At 52.0% G+C, this 20,564-nt stretch carries 17 protein-coding genes; 14 read left to right on the top strand and 3 right to left on the bottom strand.

The features are described from left to right. Positions 1–2 precede the first annotated feature (2 nt). Positions 3–284, bottom strand: coding sequence for a peptidylprolyl isomerase PpiC (ppiC, locus tag E2566_RS20260; RefSeq protein WP_011095687.1), 282 nt, complete (start codon positions 282–284; stop codon positions 3–5). 160 nt (positions 285–444) lie between these two features. Here ppiC and rep point away from each other — a divergent pair, with 160 nt between their 5' ends. Beyond that, entirely contained in the window at positions 445–2,466 is a 2,022-nt protein-coding gene (gene rep, locus E2566_RS20255) for a DNA helicase Rep (RefSeq protein WP_107168976.1), read from the top strand. A gap of 283 nt (positions 2,467–2,749) precedes the next feature. Here rep and ppx read toward each other — a convergent pair whose 3' ends face one another. Together ppx and rhlB are read right to left on the bottom strand one after the other, a co-directional pair. Further along, a complete protein-coding gene (gene ppx, locus E2566_RS20250; protein WP_107168975.1) occupies positions 2,750–4,246 on the bottom strand; it encodes an exopolyphosphatase in 1,497 nt (498 codons plus the stop codon). Between the two features lie 6 nt (positions 4,247–4,252). Further along, positions 4,253–5,545, bottom strand: coding sequence for an ATP-dependent RNA helicase RhlB (rhlB, locus tag E2566_RS20245; protein ID WP_107168974.1), 1,293 nt, complete (start codon positions 5,543–5,545; stop codon positions 4,253–4,255). A 118-nt stretch (positions 5,546–5,663) separates the two neighbouring features. Here rhlB and trxA point away from each other — a divergent pair, with 118 nt between their 5' ends. The 13 genes from trxA to wecG all read left to right on the top strand — a co-directional run bounded on the left by trxA (position 5,664) and on the right by wecG (position 20,399). Further along, positions 5,664–5,990, top strand: a complete 327-nt coding sequence (gene trxA, locus E2566_RS20240) for a thioredoxin TrxA (protein ID WP_107168973.1) — start codon at positions 5,664–5,666, stop codon at positions 5,988–5,990. Positions 5,991–6,479: 489 nt separating this feature from the next. Next, positions 6,480–7,739, top strand: coding sequence for a transcription termination factor Rho (rho, locus tag E2566_RS20235; RefSeq protein WP_025919665.1), 1,260 nt, complete (start codon positions 6,480–6,482; stop codon positions 7,737–7,739). Positions 7,740–8,219: 480 nt separating this feature from the next. Beyond that, positions 8,220–9,317 (top strand): UDP-N-acetylglucosamine--undecaprenyl-phosphate N-acetylglucosaminephosphotransferase, encoded by a 1,098-nt coding sequence (wecA, locus tag E2566_RS20230; RefSeq protein ID WP_107168972.1) that lies wholly within the window; start codon positions 8,220–8,222, stop codon positions 9,315–9,317. Between the two features lie 21 nt (positions 9,318–9,338). Then, on the top strand, positions 9,339–10,385 hold the full coding sequence (gene wzzE, locus E2566_RS20225; RefSeq protein WP_107168971.1) for an ECA polysaccharide chain length modulation protein: 1,047 nt from the start codon (positions 9,339–9,341) through the stop codon (positions 10,383–10,385). A 67-nt stretch (positions 10,386–10,452) separates the two neighbouring features. Then, entirely contained in the window at positions 10,453–11,583 is a 1,131-nt protein-coding gene (gene wecB / locus E2566_RS20220) for a non-hydrolyzing UDP-N-acetylglucosamine 2-epimerase (protein ID WP_107168970.1), read from the top strand. A gap of 116 nt (positions 11,584–11,699) precedes the next feature. Next, on the top strand, positions 11,700–12,962 hold the full coding sequence (gene wecC / locus E2566_RS20215) for a UDP-N-acetyl-D-mannosamine dehydrogenase (protein WP_107168969.1): 1,263 nt from the start codon (positions 11,700–11,702) through the stop codon (positions 12,960–12,962). Further along, complete coding sequence (gene rffG, locus E2566_RS20210; protein WP_205942470.1) at positions 12,953–14,026, top strand: dTDP-glucose 4,6-dehydratase; 1,074 nt, start codon at positions 12,953–12,955, stop codon at positions 14,024–14,026. The genes wecC and rffG overlap by 10 nt, the downstream gene beginning before the upstream one ends. A gap of 38 nt (positions 14,027–14,064) precedes the next feature. Further along, positions 14,065–14,796 (top strand): dTDP-4-amino-4,6-dideoxy-D-galactose acyltransferase, encoded by a 732-nt coding sequence (gene wecD / locus E2566_RS20205; protein ID WP_107168968.1) that lies wholly within the window; start codon positions 14,065–14,067, stop codon positions 14,794–14,796. A gap of 4 nt (positions 14,797–14,800) precedes the next feature. Next, positions 14,801–15,931 carry a dTDP-4-amino-4,6-dideoxygalactose transaminase gene (rffA, locus tag E2566_RS20200; protein WP_107168967.1) on the top strand — a complete coding sequence of 377 codons (1,131 nt, stop codon included), beginning with the start codon at positions 14,801–14,803 and terminating at the stop codon, positions 15,929–15,931. Between the two features lies 1 nt (position 15,932). Beyond that, positions 15,933–17,183, top strand: a complete 1,251-nt coding sequence (gene wzxE, locus E2566_RS20195) for a lipid III flippase WzxE (RefSeq protein WP_107168966.1) — start codon at positions 15,933–15,935, stop codon at positions 17,181–17,183. Further along, a complete protein-coding gene (locus E2566_RS20190) occupies positions 17,180–18,265 on the top strand; it encodes a TDP-N-acetylfucosamine:lipid II N-acetylfucosaminyltransferase (RefSeq protein WP_107168965.1) in 1,086 nt (361 codons plus the stop codon). Before wzxE ends, E2566_RS20190 begins: the two co-directional genes overlap by 4 nt. Next, positions 18,262–19,653 (top strand): ECA oligosaccharide polymerase, encoded by a 1,392-nt coding sequence (gene wzyE, locus E2566_RS20185; RefSeq protein ID WP_107168964.1) that lies wholly within the window; start codon positions 18,262–18,264, stop codon positions 19,651–19,653. The genes E2566_RS20190 and wzyE overlap by 4 nt, the downstream gene beginning before the upstream one ends. Next, positions 19,650–20,399: a lipopolysaccharide N-acetylmannosaminouronosyltransferase gene (gene wecG / locus E2566_RS20180; protein WP_107168963.1), complete on the top strand. Its 750-nt coding sequence runs from the start codon at positions 19,650–19,652 to the stop codon at positions 20,397–20,399. Before wzyE ends, wecG begins: the two co-directional genes overlap by 4 nt. The last annotated feature ends 165 nt before the right edge of the window (positions 20,400–20,564 follow it).

Below are 20,564 nucleotides of genomic sequence, written 5' to 3'. Positions count from 1 at the left end.
GCTTAGTTGCGGTACAGCACTTTGATCACATGGTAACCAAACTGGGTTTTCACCGGCCCAAACGGTTTCAGCAATTCGCAGGAAAACACCGCCTTATCGAAAGCTGGCACCATGTCGCCTTTACGAAACTCACCCAAATCGCCGCCGTTACGTTTTGATGGGCAGGTTGAGTGTTTTTGCGCCAGTTTCTGGAAATCGGCACCTTTTTCTAATTGAGCCAGAATGTCGTTAGCCAGTTGCTCGGTATCGACTAGGATATGTAGGGCTGCTGCGGTATTTGCCATGTTATTACCTTTTTTGCAAAAGAGATTCCGGCGCGCAATGTAACATTTGCAACGCAAGATGTGGACTGCGACGTGCTTTCCTTAATAACAAATCCCCGGTCAAGATCGATACGGCTTTCTGCTACAATCGCCTTCCGTTTTATCAGTGAGCAAGATCGTTATGCGCTTAAACCCCAGCCAACAACATGCCGTCGAATTCGTCACCGGACCTTGTCTGGTTCTGGCGGGCGCTGGCTCAGGCAAGACCCGCGTGATCACCAACAAAATTGCGCACCTGATTCGCCAGTGTGGTTATCAGGCCCGGCACATTGCTGCTGTGACGTTTACCAACAAAGCGGCGCGTGAAATGAAGGAACGCGTGGCACAAACGCTGGGGCGTAAAGAAACACGCGGGCTAATGATTGCGACGTTTCATACGCTGGGGTTAGAGATCATCAAGCGTGAATATGCCGCGCTGGGTATGAAAGCCAATTTCTCCCTGTTTGACGATCAGGATCAGATGGCGCTGCTGAAGGAGCTTACGGAGCAGTGGCTGGAAAACGATAAGGTGCTGCTGCAACAGCTGATCTCAACGATCTCAAACTGGAAAAACGATCTGATCGATCCTGCTGGTGCGGCGGCGACCGCACGATCCGAACGCGACAAGCTGTTTGTGCATTGCTACTCGCTTTACCATGAACACCTGCGTGCCTGTAACGTGCTGGACTTCGACGATCTGATTTTGCTGCCCACGCTGCTGCTGAAGCAGAATGCTGAGGTGCGTGAACGTTGGCAGAACCGCTTACGCTACCTGCTGGTTGATGAATATCAGGACACCAACACCAGCCAGTACGAGCTGGTGAAACTGCTGGTTGGCACTCGTGCGCGTTTCACCGTCGTAGGCGATGACGATCAGTCAATTTACTCCTGGCGTGGTGCGCGACCGCAGAATCTGGTGTTATTACAGCAGGATTTCCCCGCGCTTGACGTAATCAAACTGGAACAAAACTACCGTTCATCCGGGCGTATTCTGAAAGCTGCCAATATTCTCATCGCTAATAACCCGCACGTTTTTGAAAAGCGGTTGTTCTCAGAGCTGGGTTATGGTGATGAGCTCAAAGTGATTACCGCCAACAACGAAGATCACGAGGCCGAGCGTGTTGTTGGCGAACTGATTGCCCATCACTTTATTAAAAAGACCCAGTACGGCGACTATGCCATTTTGTATCGTGGTAACCACCAGTCGCGTCTGTTTGAAAAGATGCTGATGCAGAACCGTATTCCTTATCGCATCTCCGGTGGCACGTCTTTTTTCTCTCGACCTGAAATCAAAGATTTACTGGCTTACCTGCGTGTATTGACTAACCCGGACGATGACAGTGCGTTTTTACGTATTGTGAACACGCCCAAACGTGAGATTGGCCCAGCGACGATGAAGAAGCTGGGCGAGTGGGCAGGACAACGTAATAAAGGCCTGTTCAGCGCAAGTTTTGATCTTGGGTTGAGCCAATCTCTGACTGGGCGTGGGCTGGAATCTCTGCAACGGTTTACGCAGTGGCTGGCGGAGATTGCCCGTCTGGCGGAGCGTGAACCTGTGGCAGCCGTGCGCGACCTGATTCATGGGTTGGACTACGAAAGCTGGCTCTACGAAACCTCACCCAGCCCAAAAGCCGCAGAGATGCGGATGAAGAACGTCAATCAGTTATTCAGTTGGATGACGGAAATGCTGGAAGGCTCCGAACTGGATGAACCCATGACGCTGACGCAAGTAGTGACGCGCTTCACACTGCGGGACATGATGGAGCGCGGAGAGAGTGAAGAGGAACTGGATCAGGTACAACTGATGACGCTGCATGCATCCAAAGGACTAGAGTTTCCGTACGTCTTTTTGGTCGGGATGGAAGAAGGTTTGTTGCCGCACCAGAGCAGCATTGATGAAGACAACGTCGACGAAGAGCGCCGTCTGGCATACGTGGGAATTACACGTGCCCAGCGCGAGCTGTTCTTCACGCTGTGTAAAGAACGCCGCCAGTATGGCGAGCTAATGCGCCCAGAACCGAGTCGCTTCCTGCTTGAACTGCCACAAGATGATGTAGTGTGGGAAACGGAAAGAAAAGTGGTGAGCGCACAAGAGCGTATGCAGAAAGGCCAGACGAACGTTGCCAATATTCGGGCGATGCTGGCGAAAGCAAAAGGGGAATAACCATCCCCGTCATACTTCAAGCTGCATGTGCGTTGGCTTCTCTTACTCACCCCAGTCACTTACTTATGTAAGCGCCTGGGGATTAATGAGCCTCATAAATGAGACTCACCCTTCGGGCCAGCGTTCACGCTGTTCAAATCGGTCTGGCACCGATTTGTCGTGCGCTTGCCGCGTTACGATGCTCATCACTGAGCATCGCCCTAAAGAGCCAACGCTTCACGTTGTTCAAAACGTTAACGTTTTGTCCTGCAACTCGAATTATTTAGGGGATAATATATATCCGTTAAGCCGGGGTTTCTTCCAGCATCAGCGGCCAGTGTACATAGCTCTGCCAGCGGCTTTCCTGTTCCAGCATTTCTGCTCGTAGCGGGTGCTGAGCCAGCCAGCCAGCAGGCAGAATCAAACGCAATGCTTCACCTTCTACGCGTAACCGCACTGCCGGCAATGTGTCATCGCGACGGCGGCTGGCAAAAATAATTGCCAGACGCAACAGGCGGCACAGGCGCTGTGCCTGATTGACCGGTAGCGCATTCTGCTGACTGAGCGGCATCAAATCGACGGGGTTAATTTGGTTTTGCAGAAGTGTGGCTAACAGCTTCTTCTGGGCTGGCGTAAAGCCGGGGAGATCGCTATGGCGAATCAAATAGGCTGCATGCTGGGGAGACTGCCGAAAATCAATGCTCAAACCGATTTCGTGCACCAGACAGGCGCTGCGCAGCAACTCGCGACATCGACTATCTAACTGCCAGTCACGGGCAACTTGTTGCAAAAAGTTGTCTGCCAGCGTACTGACGCGTTTAGCCTGCTCGGTATCCAGCAGATAACGGCGTTGTAGCGTCTCTAGTGTGCGGTGGCGGATATCCTGATCGACGGGCAAATTCAACATGCCATAGACCAGCCCTTCACGCAGCGCGCCTCCAGCCAGCGTCATGGTTTTGATGTCGAGCTCTTGGAAGATCGCCAATAGAATTGCGAGCCCGCTGGGGAAAACCAGCGCACGTTCTAGCGTCAGGCCTTCAATTTCTAACTCTTCCAGCTTATCGCACTGAATCGCATGCTCTTTAAGCTGTCTGAGCTTCGGCAGAGTAATGTATTCATCCATTCCCTGCGCGACCATAATTTCCTGTAGTGCTTGCACTGTACCGGAAGCGCCGACGCAGATTTGCCACCCTTGCTCGCGCAAGGAAGCTGCGACAGGGCGCAACATCTCACGCGCCGCGTGTTCAGCGCGTTCAAAGTTACCAGCTTCGAGGTTGCGGTCGCTGAAATAGCGATCCAGCCACGTTACGCATCCCATTGGGAGGCTGATCAACTGGGTCGTTTTTGCACCGACGCCTGTTGCCAGTTCGGTACTGCCACCGCCAATATCCACAACCAGACGCGCATCCGGGCCGCCCGTGGTATGTGCTACACCTTGATAAATCAAGCGCGCTTCTTCTTCACCGCTGATAACCTGAATCGGCAAGCCCAGAATTTCCTGAGCACGTTGCAGAAAGCCGTCAGCGTTCGTTGCCAGTCGCAGAGTTGCGGTCGCGACGACACGCACCTGATCCTGCGGAATGTCCTGCAACCGTTCGGAGAACAGTTGTAGACACTGCCAGCCACGCTGCATGGCTTCCTGTGAGAGCCGATTCTGCTTATCCAGCCCTGCTGCAAGGCGGACCTTACGCTTTATTTTCGCCAGCGTCTGAATGCTGCCTGCGGTTTCCCGTGTGACCAGCATATGGAAGCTGTTCGATCCGAGATCGATGGCAGCGTAAAGTGAAGAAGAGCTCTGCATCAACGGTTAGTCCGCTCGTTTACGGTTATTACGGGGCGCTCCGCTGCGGCGTGGCGCATTACTATGTCGGCGCGGGCCATTATTAGAACGCGGTGGGCGTGTTAAACGCTTCGGCGCAGGTAAATCGCTCATTAGCGCGTCACTGTTGTATTTACTGACCGGGATACCGTGGCCGATGTAGGTTTCGATAGCCGGGAGATTCAATGCATACTCTTCGCAGGCCAGGCTGATAGAAAATCCGCTTTGCCCTGCACGACCAGTACGGCCAATGCGGTGAACGTAGTCTTCGCAGTCATCCGGCAGGTCGTAGTTGAAAACGTGGGTCACAGAAGGAATGTGTAAACCACGCGCTGCAACGTCCGTTGCTACCAGAATATCCAGATTACCTTGAGTAAATTCTTCCAGAATACGCAGACGTTTTTTCTGTGCGACGTCGCCCGTCAGCAGCCCAACACGATGGCCGTCGGCAGCCAGGTGACCCCAGATGTCTTCACAGCGATGCTTGGTATTCGCGAAAATAATGCAGCGATCCGGCCATTCTTCTTCCAACAGCGTCTGGAGCAGGCGCATTTTCTCTTCGTTGGACGGATAAAATAACTCTTCTTTAATGCGGTGACCGGTTTTCTGTTCCGGTTCAACTTCCACGTACTCTGCGTTATTCATCTGTTCAAACGCGAGTTCACGCACTCGGTAGGAGAGCGTAGCGGAAAAGAGCATGTTCAGGCGCTGTGACGTGGCTGGCATACGACGGAACAACCAGCGGATATCTTTGATGAAACCGAGATCGTACATGCGATCCGCTTCGTCAAGCACGACGACCTGAATCGCGCCCAGATTAATATGGTTTTGTTTGGCATAGTCGATCAGGCGACCCGTGGTGCCGATCAAGATATCAACGCCGCTTTCCAGCACTTTAAGCTGTTTGTCGTAGCCGTCGCCACCGTAGGCTAAACCCAGTTTTAGCCCAGTCAGGTGAGATAGCGCTTCTGCGTCAGAGTGAATCTGGACAGCCAGTTCACGAGTAGGTGCCATAATTAAGGCACGTGGTTGATTGGTTTGACGCTCTGCGTTTGCAGGATGTGAAAGCAAATAATGGAAAGTAGACGCAAGAAAAGCCAGCGTCTTGCCGGTACCGGTTTGCGCCTGACCCGCAACATCACGCCCTGACAAAGCTAATGGCAGAGCTAACGCCTGAATAGGCGTACAGTTATGAAACCCTTTACTTTCAAGGGCTTCGATAACCTGCGGGTGCAGGGCGAAGTCGGAAAACTTCTGTTCAGTTAAGTGTGTTTTGCTCATAGTGTGGTAGAATATCAGCTAACTATTGCTTTACGAAAGCGTATCCGGTGAAATAAAGTCAAGCCATTGTTGGTTAATGCTACACCAACGAGCTAGAAATAATCCTGTGGAGTAAAATATGAGCGATAAAATAATTCACCTGACTGATGACAGCTTTGGTACGAAAGTATTGCAGGCTGATGGCGCTATCTTGGTTGATTTCTGGGCTGAGTGGTGTGGTCCTTGTAAAATGATCGCTCCTATTCTGGATGAAATTGCCGAAGAGTTTGAAGGTAAACTGACGGTGACCAAGCTGAACATTGATGAAAATCCTGCAACTGCACCGAAATATGGTATCCGTGGTATTCCTACGCTGCTGTTGTTTAAAAACGGCGAAGTCGCGGCGACAAAAGTCGGCGCACTGTCCAAAGGGCAACTGAAAGAGTTCCTGACGGCAAATCTGTAATTAGCTTGCCCCTGGAAAGGGGGGGCCGACGGGCGCGATCGGTCAATATGCAATTCTCATATTGACTGCTTGCTGCTCGTCGGGAAGCGTGTTAGATTCTTCATCACTGCATATCGTACTTGCCTATGTTTAAGCCCTTAGGCTTAAGCCTAAAAGTTAGAGTCTAAAGCATTATTCTGTGTCGAAATCGAAAGAACATTGTTTTACAAAGTCTTTTTTGAAAAGCAATTGTTTTACAACACGTTTGTGATCCGATTTGGGCAGTCTACGAGTTTTACAATAATTGGTTTTATGTGTCTTCGATCTCCTGCCGTTGATTTATGCGGATATCGTTTATGCGGATGTCGTTTTGCGCGGATGTAATGCGCTTCAGGTGTGAAACCAGACAGGAATCCGGTGGTTGAAGGCTGTTATAGAGGCACGGATGATCCTGCCATACCATTCACGTTAATAGTTCGAGATTTACCCCGAGTTAAAGAACCCACCACTATGAATCTTACCGAATTAAAGAATACGCCAGTTTCTGAGTTAATTACTCTTGGCGAAAATATGGGACTGGAAAACCAGGCCCGCATGCGTAAACAGGATATTATCTTCGCGATTCTGAAGCAGCATGCCAAAAGCGGCGAGGATATTTTCGGCGATGGTGTGCTGGAGATATTGCAGGATGGCTTCGGCTTTCTCCGCTCCGCAGACAGCTCCTACCTCGCAGGCCCCGATGATATCTACGTTTCTCCCAGCCAAATCCGCCGTTTCAACCTCCGCACTGGTGACACCATTTCTGGCAAGATTCGCCCGCCGAAAGAAGGTGAGCGCTATTTTGCACTGCTGAAAGTTAACGAAGTTAACTACGACAGACCTGAAAACGCCCGCAACAAAATCCTGTTCGAAAACTTAACGCCACTGCATGCAAACTCTCGTTTGCGTATGGAGCGCGGTAACGGTTCGACAGAAGATCTGACGGCGCGTGTATTAGATCTGGCTTCGCCAATTGGTCGTGGGCAACGTGGTCTGATCGTTGCACCGCCGAAAGCAGGTAAAACCATGCTGCTGCAGAATATTGCGCAGAGTATTGCTTACAACCATCCTGACTGTGTGCTGATGGTGTTGCTGATTGACGAACGTCCAGAAGAAGTGACCGAGATGCAGCGTCTGGTGAAAGGTGAAGTGGTTGCGTCAACGTTTGACGAACCTGCTTCCCGTCACGTTCAGGTTGCTGAAATGGTAATCGAAAAAGCGAAGCGTCTGGTTGAGCATAAGAAAGACGTTATCATTCTGCTGGACTCCATTACCCGTCTGGCGCGTGCTTATAACACCGTTGTTCCAGCGTCGGGTAAAGTGTTGACTGGTGGTGTGGATGCCAACGCCCTGCATCGTCCGAAGCGTTTCTTCGGTGCTGCTCGTAACGTTGAGGAAGGCGGTAGCCTGACCATCATCGCCACCGCACTGGTTGATACCGGTTCTAAGATGGACGAAGTGATTTACGAAGAGTTTAAAGGTACAGGTAATATGGAACTGCACCTGGCGCGTAAAATCGCAGAAAAACGCGTGTTCCCGGCGATTGATTACAACCGTTCCGGTACGCGTAAAGAAGAGTTGCTTACTACCTCTGAAGAATTGCAGAAGATGTGGATTCTACGCAAAATCATCCACCCAATGGGTGAGATCGATGCGATGGAATTCCTCATCAATAAGTTGGCGATGACGAAAACCAACGATGAATTCTTCGATATGATGAAACGTTCATAAATCCGGGCGTTCATCTATATATACCCTAAATAATTCGAGTTGCAGGACAAAACGTTAACGTTTTGAACAACGTGAAGCGTTGGCCCTTTAGGGCGATGCTCAGTGATGAGCAGCGTAACGCGGCAAGCGCACGACAAATCGGTGGCAGACCGATTTGAACAGCGTGAACGCTGGCCCGAAGGGTGAGTCTCATTTATGAGACTCATTAATCCCCAGGAGCTTACATCAGTAAGTGACTGGGGTGAGTAAGGGAAGCCAACGCACATGCGGCTTGAAGTATGACGGGTACATTACGGATAACTCGGGGAACGCCACGCTGGGTCGTGGCGTTTTTTTATCCCTCAATTAATCGGCTGTGAATGTGTTGTCTGCGAGAAAGGTGCGGTTACCACTTCAATTTGTACTGGCGATCAACATGGGCGATGGGATATAAGGCGTAAACCGAGTCTATACTGAACAGCTACAGCGCAGCTGTTAACGGTGAACTTGCTCACTATGAGTACCGAATTACTATTTATTTTCTTGTTTTCTCTGGGCTTTCTTTTTTTTGCTCGCAGCATCGCGGGTAAAATAGGACTTGTCGATCGTCCCAATTACCGTAAACGTCATCGGGGTCTTGTGCCTCTGGTCGGCGGCATTTCCGTGTATGCGGGTATCTGCTTTACCTACTTTATTACCGATCAATACATCCTCAACTTCCGTCTGTATCTGCTATGTGCAGGTGTGCTGGTGTTTGTCGGCATGCTGGACGATCGTTTTGATATCAGCGTGAAAATTCGTGCCGTTGTGCAGGCGTTTGTCGCGGTAGTGATGATGGCCTTTGCTGGCTTGACGATACACAATCTAGGGCACATTTTCGGCCCATGGCAGATGGGACTGGGGCCGTTTGGCTATTTGGTTACGCTGTTTGCCGTTTGGGCTGCGATCAATGCGTTCAACATGGTCGATGGGATCGATGGGCTGCTCGGTGGATTATCCAGTGTTTCCTTCGGGGCGATGGGTATTTTGCTGTATCTGAGCGGCCATACGAATCTGGCATTGTGGTGTTTCGCCATGATCGCGGCGACGTTGCCTTATATTCTGCTTAACCTTGGCATGTTTGGGCGACGTTATAAGGTCTTCATGGGTGATGCGGGTAGCACGATGATTGGCTTTACGGCCATCTGGCTCCTGATTCAGACAACGCAAGGCCCGCAGCATCCGATTAATCCCGTTACCGCGCTGTGGATTATCGCTATCCCGCTGATCGATATGATCGCCATTATGTATCGACGTTTGCGTAAGGGGATGAGCCCGTTCTCGCCTGACCGACAGCATATTCATCATTTAATGATGCGAGCCGGTTTTTCTTCCCGTCAGGCGTTTGTGCTGATTACGCTTGCTGCCGCCTTGTTGGCGGTAGTCGGCGTGTTGGGAGAATATTTCTTTTTCGTACCTGAGTGGGTCATGTTGGCATTATTCTTGCTTGTTTTTTTACTGTATGGCTACTGCCTGAAACGAGCATGGCGGGTCGCCCGTTTTATCAAGCGAGTCAAACGCCGTATGCGGCATTCCGATGAGCAAAAGCAGTCATCCTGACCAAATAACTTTGGGGAAGTAATGAAATCAGAGAACTTGTCTACCGGGAATGCGTTGATTGATAACGAACTGGATATCCGTGGGTTATTTCGCCTGTTGTGGCGTGGAAAGGTGTGGCCGATAGCAATCGGCCTGCTTTTTGCCGTTGTAGCACTAGGCTATTCCTATCTTGTGAAACAGGAGTGGAGCGCGACAGCGATTACCGACAAGCCGACGGTCAATATGCTGGGTGGATATTATTCGCAGCAGCAATTCCTGCGTAACCTCGACGCGCGATCTTTTTCCACCCCTCCGCCTGAACAACCCCCTATTTCAGCAGATGCTTATGGTGAGTTCATCATGCAATTAGCGGCCTATGACACTCGCCGTGATTTCTGGTTACAGACCAACTATTACAAGCAACGTCTGGAAGGTGATGCCAAGGCGGATGCAGCCCTGCTAGATGAAATGGTCAACAATATTCAGTTTACGGCGCGCGATGATGGAAAAAAAACCAATGATTCCGTTAAGTTAGTGGCCGAAACTTCTGCTGATGCGAATACGTTGCTCCGCCAGTATGTGGCTTTTGCCAGTCTGCGTGCTGCCAGCCATCTGAATGAAGAGATTAAAGGTGCTTGGGCTGCCAGAACCATTTTCATGAAGTCGCAGATCAAGCGTCAGGAAGCGGTAGCAAAAGCGATTTACGATCGTGAGGTTCGCAGCGTTGAGCTGGCGCTGAAGATCGCACAACAGCAAGGTATTAGCCGTAGTCAGACGGATACACCGGCTGATGAAATCCCCGCATCGGAAATGTTCCTGCTTGGTAGACCGATGCTACAAGCCCGACTGGAGACGTTACAGACCAGCGGCCCTCACTACGAACTGGATTACGATCAAAACCGTGCGATGTTGGCAACGCTGAACGTTGGGCCAACGCTCGAAGCCAGTTTCCAGACGTATCGTTATTTGCGGACGCCGGAAGAACCGGTGAAGCGTGACAGCCCGCGCCGGGCATTTTTGATGGTGATGTGGGGTGCGATTGGTGCGCTTATCGGTGCGGGTATTGCCTTGACGCGCCGTTCGCGCTAACTGGCTTGCTGCTTTGCGTTTGATGCTCAGGAAGCATCTGCGTCTAACCTGATTAAAGAGATTCAATGTGAAAGTGTTGACTGTTTTCGGCACCCGGCCGGAGGCCATTAAAATGGCGCCGCTGGTTCATGCCTTGGCTCAGGATGGAGCCTTTGAATCGAGAATTTGCGTAACAGCCCAGCATCGGGAAATGCTGGATCAGGTGCTGCGTTTGTTCGATATTACGCCGGATTACGATCTGGATATTATGCGACCGGGACAGGGACTCAGTGAGATATCCTGCCGGATTTTATCGGGGCTTGAGCCCGTTATGAAAGAGTTCAAACCGGACTTGGTGTTGGTACATGGCGATACCACCACGACGTTGGCAACCAGTCTGGCGGCTTTTTATCAACGTATACCGGTCGGTCACGTAGAAGCGGGTCTACGCACTGGCAACCTGTATTCGCCTTGGCCGGAAGAAGCTAACCGTAAGCTGACGGGGCACTTGGCGATGTACCATTTTGCTCCGACGGAAAATTCCCGACAAAATTTGCTGCGTGAGCATTTGTCCGATCGACATATTTTTGTCACGGGCAATACGGTGATTGATGCGCTGTTTTGGGTACGTGATCGGATCGTCGGCAATGCTACGTTACGCCGTAGTCTCGATGAAAAATATGCCTTTTTGGACGACGATAGAAAGCTGATTCTGGTTACCGGGCATCGGCGTGAGAGTTTTGGCGGTGGTTTTGAGCGCATTTGTAGCGCGCTGGCAGATATTGCCCGGCGACACCCTGAAGTGCAGATCGTGTACCCCGTTCATTTGAACCCTAACGTTAGCGAACCGGTGAATCGTATCCTGAGCGGTATTGATAATGTCATGCTGATTGCACCACAGGACTATCTGCCTTTCGTGTATTTGATGAATCGCTCTTATATGATTTTGACCGACTCGGGCGGCATTCAGGAAGAAGCCCCGTCGCTAGGCAAGCCGGTATTAGTGATGCGCGATACGACGGAACGACCGGAAGCGGTGGAAGCAGGTACTGTCAAACTGGTCGGTACGGAAGTGGCGAGCATTGTCGATGCGGTGTCTATGCTGTTGACGGACGAAGAGGCATATCAGGCAATGAGCCGCGCCCATAACCCCTTTGGTGATGGTCAAGCCTGTCAACGCATTGTTGATGCTTTAAAAAATCGCCAGGAGCGATTTTAAACGTCGCTTGCGACGATCCGAAGGGTGTCGGGCAGGGATAGCCCGACATAAAAAATCGCCAGGAGCGATTTTAAACGTTGCCTTGCGGCGGCAGACATAAAAATTAGGGTGATACTATGAGCTTTACTACCATTTCCGTAATCGGTTTGGGCTACATCGGTTTGCCGACTGCGGCTGCCTTTGCGTCACGCCAGAAAAAAGTCATCGGTGTCGATGTGAATAAACTGGCCGTCGAAACGATTAATCGCGGTGAAATCCATATTGTCGAACCCGATTTGGATACGTTGGTCAAGGTCGCGGTAGAAAATGGTTACCTTCAGGCGCTGACGAAGCCTGTACCGGCCGATGCCTTTCTCATTGCCGTTCCGACGCCTTTCAAAGGCGATCACGAACCCGATCTCGCCTACGTTCAGGCGGCGGCAGCCTCCATCGCGCCTGTTCTGAAGAAAGGCGATCTGGTGATTCTGGAATCGACTTCCCCTGTGGGAGCGACAGAGCAAATGGCCGAGTGGCTTGCCGATGAGCGAGCGGATTTGACGTTTCCGCAGCAGGTTGGGGAAACGGCAGACATCAATATTGCCTATTGCCCTGAACGCGTACTACCCGGTCAGGTTGTGGTGGAGTTGATTAAGAACGATCGCGTTATTGGCGGTATGACTCCCGTGTGCTCTGCCCGCGCCAGCGAACTGTACAACATCTTTCTGGAAGGTGAGTGTGTGGTTACTAACTCCCGCACCGCCGAAATGTGTAAGCTGACCGAAAACAGTTTCCGCGACGTTAACATCGCTTTTGCCAATGAACTCTCGCTGATTTGTGCCGAACAAAACATTAACGTATGGGAACTTATCCGATTGGCAAATCGCCATCCCCGCGTCAATATCCTGCAACCTGGACCTGGTGTTGGCGGGCACTGTATTGCGGTCGACCCTTGGTTTATTGTGTCGCAGAATCCGCAGCAGGCGCGTTTGATTCACACTGCCAGGCTGGTGAACGATGGTAAGCCGCTTTGGGTAGTCGATCGCGTAAAAGCGGCCGTAGCGGATTATCTGGCACAGACGGATAAACGCGCTAGCGAGGTTACGGTGGCCTGCTTTGGGCTGGCGTTCAAGCCTGATATCGACGATTTGCGCGAAAGCCCTGCTGTAGGGATTGCGTCGATGATTGCACAATGGAATACCGGCGCGACGTTAGTCGTCGAACCGAATGTCAAACACCTGCCGTCCGTGTTGGCCGGGCAGGTAAAACTGGTCGATACCCTCAGCGCATTAAAAGAAGCCGATGTGCTCGTGATGCTGGTAGACCACCGTCAGTTTAAAGCGATTAACCCAGAAGATGTGAAACAACAGTGGGTCATTGATACCAAAGGAGTATGGCGTTGAAACGTATTTTAATTACCGGTGGAGCCGGGTTTATTGGTTCAGCATTGGTCAGATACATTCTGACTGAAACGCAGGACAGTGTCGTTGTTGTCGATAAACTGACTTATGCTGGGAACCTGTCTTCTCTGGCTCCGGTCGCTGATAGTGATCGTTTGGCGTTCGAGCAGGTGGATATCTGCGATCGCGCTGAACTGGATCGCGTCTTTGCGGCTTACCAGCCCGCATTGGTGATGCATCTGGCAGCAGAAAGCCACGTCGATCGCTCTATCGACGGCCCCGCAGCGTTTATCGAAACCAATATTGTTGGCACCTATACCATGCTGGAAGCGGCACGCCACTACTGGCAGAACCTGGCTGATGTGGACAAAGGTGCGTTCCGTTTTCACCATATTTCTACCGATGAAGTGTTTGGCGATCTGCATGGGACGGACGATCTGTTTACCGAAACCACGTCTTATGCGCCGAGCAGCCCTTATTCGGCGTCGAAAGCGTCCAGCGACCACCTTGTTCGCGCCTGGCTGCGCACTTATGGGCTCCCGACGGTTATCACTAACTGCTCGAATAACTACGGCCCTTACCACTTTCCTGAGAAGCTGATCCCGTTGGTCATCCTGAATGCGGTCGCGGGCAAACCGCTACCGGTTTACGGCGACGGCGCACAAATTCGTGACTGGCTGTTTGTCGAAGACCACGCTCGTGCACTGTATAAAGTGGTGACGGAAGGCGAAATCGGTGAGACGTACAACATCGGTGGCCACAACGAACGTAAAAACATTGAAGTGGTGCAGACGATTTGCGAGCTACTGGAAGAGCTGGCACCGAATAAGCCTGCTGGCGTGGCGTATTACCGCGATCTCATTACCTACGTGAAAGACCGCCCAGGTCACGATATGCGTTATGCGATCGATGCCGGGAAAATTGAACGTGAACTGGGCTGGCGTCCAGAAGAAACGTTTGAGACAGGCATGAAAAAAACGGTCAGTTGGTATCTGAATAACGAAAAATGGTGGCGCAGCGTGCAGGACGGTTCCTATACCGGTGAGCGTTTAGGGCTGAACGACTAAACGTCGTGTCATATGGCGGAAAAGAAAGGAGCGAAACGATGACCTATCCGACATCAGCAGGACAGGTAGACATTCGCGCCACGGTTGAACCGCTGGGTTGGGAGAGCGAATTCTTCCAGCTTGACAGCGGTAAGCTGAGTTTTTCGCCTGCTGCGCCCGTGTTGACGTGTGATGCGCTGAACGCATTTGCGCTGACGCAGGCCAAAATAGCGGCAGACAATCTGGTGTTGGCGGATGCATTGGCCGATCTCGGGTTTCGTTTGGTGGAGGGGGAAGTCGATCTCTGTCTGTCGCTGCACCCTGCTACCGCTATTACGCCGCTACCGCGCTGGCGTGAAGCCACACCCGACGATATTCCTGTGCTGAGGGACGCGGCATCACGCGTTTTTGCGCTGAGCCGTTTTCGTGCTCCGTGGTATCAGCCGGAAGATAGCGGGCGCTTCTATGCGCAGTGGATTGAAAATGCCGCGCATGGGACATTCGACGACGGCTGTTTGCTGGCGGAAGATGCCGCTGGCAATCCACAGGGATGGGTCACGCTACGCAGAGTGAATGACAGAGATGCACGTATCGGGCTACTCGGCGTTTGGCCTGGTGTTACGGTACGGGGCATTGGTTCACAGCTGATGGCGCTGGCGGAAACGTGGTGCCGGCAGCAAGGATTGATACGTCTTCGGGTCGCAACGCAGGTTGGCAACGTGGCGGCGCTTCGTCTTTATCTTCGCCGTGGTGCTACGATTGAGAGCACGGCGTATTGGTTATACAGGTGATCACATGATTCCATTTAATGCGCCACCGGTTGTCGGTACGGAACTGGATTATATGCAGGCTGCCATGAGCAGCGGTAAATTGTGCGGCGATGGCGGGTTTACTCGCCGTTGTCAGCAGTGGCTGGAACATTACTCCGGCAGCAAGAAAGTCCTGCTTACGCCTTCCTGCACCGCGTCGCTGGAAATGGCCGCTATCCTGCTGGACGTTAAGCCCGGTGATGAAGTGATCATGCCGAGCTATACCTTTGTTTCTACCGCCAACGCCTTTGTGCTGCGCGGGGCAAAGATCGTGTTTGTCGATATCCGCCCGGATACCATGAACATTGACGAAACGAAGATCGAAGCGGCCATTACGGAAAAAACGCGCATTATCGTGCCGGTTCACTACGCGGGTGTCGCCTGCGAGATGGACGCGATTATGGCACTGGCGAAAAAATACGATTTATATGTTGTGGAGGATGCGGCACAGGGCGTGATGTCCAGCTACAAGGGGCGCGTTCTGGGGTCTATCGGCCACATCGGCTGCTTCAGTTTTCACGAAACCAAAAACTACACCTCGGGCGGCGAGGGTGGGGCTACGCTGATTAATGACGCCAGACTGGTGGAACGGGCGGAAATCATTCGTGAAAAAGGCACCAACCGTAGCCAGTTCTTCCGTGGACAGGTGGACAAATACACCTGGCGTGACATTGGCTCAAGCTACCTGATGGCAGATATTCAGGCCGCCTATCTCTGGGCACAGTTGGAAGCGGCGCGGCCGATCAACGAGCGTCGCCTGAAGCTGTGGCAGAACTACTATGCTGCATTTAAATCGTTGGCCGATGTCGGGCGACTTACCTTGCCGACCGTGCCTGCCAATGGCATTCATAACGCGCACATGTTTTATATCAAACTGCGCGATCAGGACGATCGCAGTGCGTTTATCAATTACATGAAAGAAGCCGAGATCATGACGGTCTTTCATTATATCCCGCTACATAGCTGCCCGGCCGGTCTGAACTTTGGTCGTTTTTCCGGTGACGATCGCTACACTACGCAGGAAAGCGAACGGTTGGTGCGTTTACCACTGTTCTACAACCTGTCAGACGTCAATCAGCGCACCGTCATCAATACCATTCTGAGCTTTTTCTCCTGATATGTCGTTGGCGAAAGCATCGATATGGACGGCAGGCTCCACGCTGATAAAAATCGGTGCGGGACTGGTTGTCGTCAAACTGCTGGCGGTCACGTTTGGCCCCAGCGGTGTGGGGATGGCAGGGAATTTCCGCCAGTTAATTACGGTGTTGGGTGTACTCGCCGGTGCGGGGATTTTCAACGGCGTTACCAAATATGTTGCGGAGTACCAGCAACAGCCAGAACGACTGAGGCCGCTGCTAGGTACATCTATCACGCTGGTGCTGGGATTCTCCACCTTTCTGGCAATACTCTTTCTGGCGGCCGCAACGCCTATCGCCAATCTGCTGTTTGGGCATGACGACTATCGCGATGTGGTGCGCGCGCTGGCATTTATCCAGATGGGAATCGCCTACGCCAACCTGTTTCTGGCGATCCTCAAAGGCTATCGGGATGCGATAGGCAATGCGCTGGCCGTTATCGGCGGTAGCCTGATTGGGCTGGCGGCTTTTTGGCTCTGTCTGCGGCTGGGCGGCTATGTTGGTGCGCTTGCAGGACTGGCGCTGGTACCTGCACTGTTGGTGATTCCGGCAGGCATCATGCTATTACGTCGTACGCCGCTGTCGCTGGCCTCGCTAAAACCGGCATGGGATCGTGCTATCGCTGGGCAGTTGGGCAAATTTACACTGATGGCGTTGATGACTGCCGTGACGCTGCCCGTTGCGTACATCATGATGCGTAACCTGCTGGCGGCGCATTACAGCTGGGATGAAGTGGGTATTTGGCAGGGCGTCAGCAGTATTTCCGATGCTTACCTGCAATTTATTACCGCCTCCTTTACCGTGTATCTGTTGCCAACGCTCTCGCGCCTGACGGACAAGGCTGCGCTGACGCAGGAAATTGTACGCTCGCTGAAGTTTGTACTGCCCGTCGTAGCGGGTGTCAGCGTTTGCGTGTGGCTGCTGCGAGATTTTGCTATCTGGCTGCTGTTCTCCAGCCAGTTTACCGCAATGAGAGATCTCTTCGTTTGGCAATTGGTAGGCGATGTAATGAAAGTGGGCGCTTACGTCTTTGGCTATCTGGTCATTGCGAAAGCAGCGCTGCGCTTTTATCTGCTCACGGAAGTCAGCCAGTTTCTCCTGTTAACCGGTTTTTCTCACTGGTTAATTCCGCTTTATGGCGCACAAGGCGCAGCGCAGGCCTATATGGCAACCTACTTGGTCTATTTTTTGCTTTGTTGTTGCGTATTCATTATTTACCGTAGGCGAGCATGACGACACTGATTCATGTACTGGGATCTGATATCCCGCATCATAACCAGACCGTTTTACGTTTTTTTAACGACGTACTGGCGACGGAACTCCCCGAACAGCAGATTCGGCATTTCATCGTGGCGTCCCGCGACGGCATTTCGCCAGCCGATTTTCCTGCATTGCGTATCGAAACCTGCGTGGATAAAAAAACGCTGGCTGAAGCGGTTATCGCCAGAGCAAAATCGAACCGCAAGATGCGCTTTTTCCTACATGGGCAGTTTAACCCCACGCTGTGGCTGGCGTTGCTGAGTGGGAAAATCAAAGCTGAGCAGGTTTTCTGGCACGTGTGGGGCGCGGATTTGTATGAAGAAGCAAGCAGTCTGAAATACCGCCTGTTTTATTGGCTTCGGCGTATGGCGCAGAAGCATGTCGGACATGTGTTTGCCACGCGTGGCGATCTGGCGTGGTATCAGCCGCGTGCGCCTCGTGTACCGACGTCATTGCTATATTTTCCGACGCGGATGAATCCAGCGCTAACGGGCATGCAGGTGGATAAACCGCTGGCGGGGCCGATGACGATTCTGGTCGGCAATTCTGGCGATCGCACGAATCGTCATCAGGAAGCGTTGCAGGCGATTCACAAACAGTTCGGGAACAATGTGCGGGTTATTGTGCCCATGGGCTACCCCGCGAATAACGCGTCTTACATCGCACAGGTGGAAAAGGACGGTTTGGCGCTGTTCGGTGTGAAAAATTTCCAACTGTTGAAAGAGCAACTGGCGTTTGATGATTATCTCAACATGCTACGCACTTGTGATTTGGGCTATTTTATTTTCGATCGCCAGCAGGGAATCGGGACGCTATGTCTGCTAATTCAGTTTGGTGTGCCGTTTGTGATCAGTCGGAAAAATCCGTTCTGGCAGGACCTGACGGAGCAAGGTCTACCGGTGTTGTTTTACGGTGATCAGATGGATGAAGCGTTGGTGCGCGAGGCACAGCGCCAACTGGCATCGGTAGATAAACACCAGATTGCGTTCTTCAATCCCAATTATCTGCAAGGCTGGCGGGATGCGCTGGCGTTGGCGGCGGGAGAACCAACATGACGCTGGGGCAATTTGGCGGGTTGTTTGTCGTCTACCTGATTTCTGTCATCTTTATCCTGAGCCTGACCTGGATGGAGTTTCGGCGGGTACGTTTTAATTTTAACGTGCTGTTTTCTCTGCTCTATTTATTGACGTTCTATTTTGGTTTTCCATTTACCTGTGTGCTGGTGTTCCGGTTTGGTGTTGACGTCGTCCCCGTGCAATACCTGCTTCAGGCTATGCTGTCCGCAACGGCATTCTATGCGATCTATTACGTCAGCTATAAAACGCGATTACGCCAGAAAACCGCCGCGCCACGTGCGCCACTTCTGACGGTGAATCGGGTTGAAGCCAACCTGACCTGGCTGCTGCTGGCGTTGATCGCGGTAGCCACCGTCGGCATTTTCTTCCTCAACAATGGCTTCTTGCTGTTTAAACTGCGTTCTTACAGCCAGATATTCTCCAGTGATGTGTCCGGCGTGGCGTTGAAACGCTTTTTCTACTTCTTCATTCCGGCCATGCTGGTGGTGTATTTCCTGCGACAGACGCAGCGTGCATGGCTGATGTTCCTCATTGGAACGGTCGCGTTTGGGATGTTGACGTATGTGATTGTCGGCGGTACGCGTGCGAATCTGATCATCGCCTTCGCGCTGTTTCTGTTTATTGGTATCGTGCGCGGCTGGATTACACTCTGGATGTTAGCTGCGGCTGGCGTGTTTGGGGTTATCGGGATGTTCTGGCTAGCGCTGAAGCGCTACGGGTTGGATGTCAGCGGCGATTACGCCTTTTATACCTTCCTCTATTTAACTCGTGACACCTTTTCGCCCTGGGAAAATCTGGCGCTGTTGTGGCAGAACTATGACAAGATTGAATTTCAGGGACTGGCACCTATCGCCCGCGATTTCTACGTATTTATTCCCTCCTGGCTATGGCCCGATCGTCCGAATCTCGTGTTAAACAGTGCAAACTATTTCACTTGGGAAGTATTGAATAACCACTCAGGGCTAGCGATATCCCCCACGCTGTTAGGCTCACTGGTGGTAATGGGCGGGGTGCTGTTTATCCCGCTGGGGGCGATCGCTGTGGGGCTGGTTATCAAGTGGTTTGACTGGGTGTACGAGCTAGGGAAGAACGATAGCAACCGCTATAAGGCCGCTATCTTGCAGGCGTTCTGCTTCGGTGCAGTATTCAATATCATCGTTCTGGCGCGTGAAGGCGTCGATGCTTTCGTTTCACGCGTGGTGTTTTTCTGTCTGGTATTTGGCCTATGCCTGCTCGTAGCGAAGTTGCTTTACTGGCTGCTGGAAAGCGCTGGACTCATCCGGCAGCGCTTGAGGCGCATGCGTGCCACGCCGCTAGCGCCCACACCCAGCGCCGTACAGGATACTGTGATAAAGGAGCAGATATGACAGCGTTGAAAACGAGAGAGGCTATTCCCCTGTATGCTATCCGTGGTTTGTCCATTCATGGTTTTCGCAATAGGGCGCAGTTTGTTGACTATCTGTTTGCAGGCGAGCGGGTTGAAACGGGGACGCTCATCGCGATTAACGCTGAGAAAGTGCTAACGGCGGAAAAAGATGTGGCGCTGCGTACGTTGCTCGATCGTGCAGAGTATAAGTATGCGGACGGTATCAGCATTGTACGTTCCATTCGGCGCAAATATCCAGAGGCTGACGTCACACGTATTGCGGGTGCTGACCTGTGGGAAGCGTTGATGGAACGGGCAGGCAAACAGGGAACGCCGGTGTTTTTGGTGGGGGGTAAACCTGATGTGCTGGCACAAACGGAAGCAAAACTACACACTCAGTGGAACGTCAATATTGTCGGCAGTCAGGATGGCTATTTTGCGCCGGAGCAGCGTGATGCGCTGTTTGAGCGCATTCGTGCTAGCGGCGCACAAATTGTCACCGTTGCGATGGGGTCGCCACGACAGGAAATTCTGATGCGCGATTGTCGCCACCACTATCCTGATGCGCTGTATATGGGCGTCGGTGGAACATACGATGTCTTTACCGGGCATGTGAAACGCGCTCCGCTCGTGTGGCAAAATTTAGGACTGGAATGGCTGTATCGTTTGCTGTCCCAGCCGAGCCGTATTTTTCGGCAGTTTAGGCTGTTGAAATATGTCGCCTATCACTACAGCGGTCGTCTGTAGATTCTTTAGTATCGATACGCGGATGTCTTTATTGGTCGGTATCGCTTTTTTAGCCGTGGTCAGCTTGTGTTATTTTGCGCTGGGATTGGGCAAAAAAACGTCTCTGGCAGGGGGGAAATAGCCGTGTTTGGGGGCGGGAAGCGCGGATTTGTACGTTATGTTAGC

Origin of the sequence: Pectobacterium punjabense (genome assembly GCF_012427845.1) — a bacterium.
Lineage (GTDB): Bacteria > Pseudomonadota > Gammaproteobacteria > Enterobacterales > Enterobacteriaceae > Pectobacterium > Pectobacterium punjabense.
Note: the sequence above shows the minus strand (reverse complement) of the source record. Positions and strands in the feature narration are given on the sequence as shown.

Coding starts and splice junctions, on each gene's coding strand:
- ppiC (WP_011095687.1), bottom strand. CDS start 284: ATGGCAAATACCGCAGCAGCCCTACATATCCTAGTCGATACCGAGCAA.
- rep (WP_107168976.1), top strand. CDS start 445: ATGCGCTTAAACCCCAGCCAACAACATGCCGTCGAATTCGTCACCGGA.
- ppx (WP_107168975.1), bottom strand. CDS start 4,246: ATGCAGAGCTCTTCTTCACTTTACGCTGCCATCGATCTCGGATCGAAC.
- rhlB (WP_107168974.1), bottom strand. CDS start 5,545: ATGAGCAAAACACACTTAACTGAACAGAAGTTTTCCGACTTCGCCCTG.
- trxA (WP_107168973.1), top strand. CDS start 5,664: ATGAGCGATAAAATAATTCACCTGACTGATGACAGCTTTGGTACGAAA.
- rho (WP_025919665.1), top strand. CDS start 6,480: ATGAATCTTACCGAATTAAAGAATACGCCAGTTTCTGAGTTAATTACT.
- wzzE (WP_107168971.1), top strand. CDS start 9,339: ATGAAATCAGAGAACTTGTCTACCGGGAATGCGTTGATTGATAACGAA.
- wecC (WP_107168969.1), top strand. CDS start 11,700: ATGAGCTTTACTACCATTTCCGTAATCGGTTTGGGCTACATCGGTTTG.
- rffG (WP_205942470.1), top strand. CDS start 12,953: ATGGCGTTGAAACGTATTTTAATTACCGGTGGAGCCGGGTTTATTGGT.
- wecD (WP_107168968.1), top strand. CDS start 14,065: ATGACCTATCCGACATCAGCAGGACAGGTAGACATTCGCGCCACGGTT.
- rffA (WP_107168967.1), top strand. CDS start 14,801: ATGATTCCATTTAATGCGCCACCGGTTGTCGGTACGGAACTGGATTAT.
- wzxE (WP_107168966.1), top strand. CDS start 15,933: ATGTCGTTGGCGAAAGCATCGATATGGACGGCAGGCTCCACGCTGATA.
- E2566_RS20190 (WP_107168965.1), top strand. CDS start 17,180: ATGACGACACTGATTCATGTACTGGGATCTGATATCCCGCATCATAAC.
- wzyE (WP_107168964.1), top strand. CDS start 18,262: ATGACGCTGGGGCAATTTGGCGGGTTGTTTGTCGTCTACCTGATTTCT.
- wecG (WP_107168963.1), top strand. CDS start 19,650: ATGACAGCGTTGAAAACGAGAGAGGCTATTCCCCTGTATGCTATCCGT.